We start from the raw sequence: 528 nt of genomic DNA on the forward strand, positions 1-528 counted from the left end.
GTGGCCACTCCGAACTGCACGCTGCTCGCGGGGGACCTCAACTACGACCCGTCGACGTTCTTCCCCAACGGCATCGGGCTCTACAAGAGCACGCCGGCGACGCTGGCCTCCTGCGGTGGCGGCACGGACCCGTCGTGCTGGCCGGACCGCAAGGTCGTCGTGAAGTCCGACGACCCGCACGTGTTCCTGGACAAGCCCTGGATCCACGCCGACAACCACCAGGTGTGGGTGGTGTACACGGAGTTCGTCTGCCCCGACGTCGGCTGCACGGGCGACTACACCTCCAACAGCATCAAGGCGGTCCGGTGCGACCTGTCGTTCAGCTGCTCGAGCCCGATCCTGATCAGCGGCGACCAGCCCAGCATCCAGTTCGGGGACGTGACGATCGCGCCGGACGGCAGCACCTACGTCACCTGGGAGCAGGACAACGACCTCGCCACCGACTTCCAGCCGCCGGAGCGGATGAAGTTCTGGTTGCGGGTGGCTCCGCCGGGGAGCACGACGTTCGGGCCCCCGCGGCTGGTCGCG

General features: G+C 68.2%; 1 pseudogene. It reads left to right on the top strand.

Features of this window, described 5'->3' with window-relative positions:
• A pseudogene (locus ACFPB1_RS27430) lies at window positions 1-528 on the top strand (hypothetical protein); the annotation flags it as partial.

The organism is Paenibacillus sp. GCM10023250 (assembly GCF_042653205.1).
Lineage (GTDB): Bacteria > Bacillota > Bacilli > Paenibacillales > Paenibacillaceae > Paenibacillus_Z.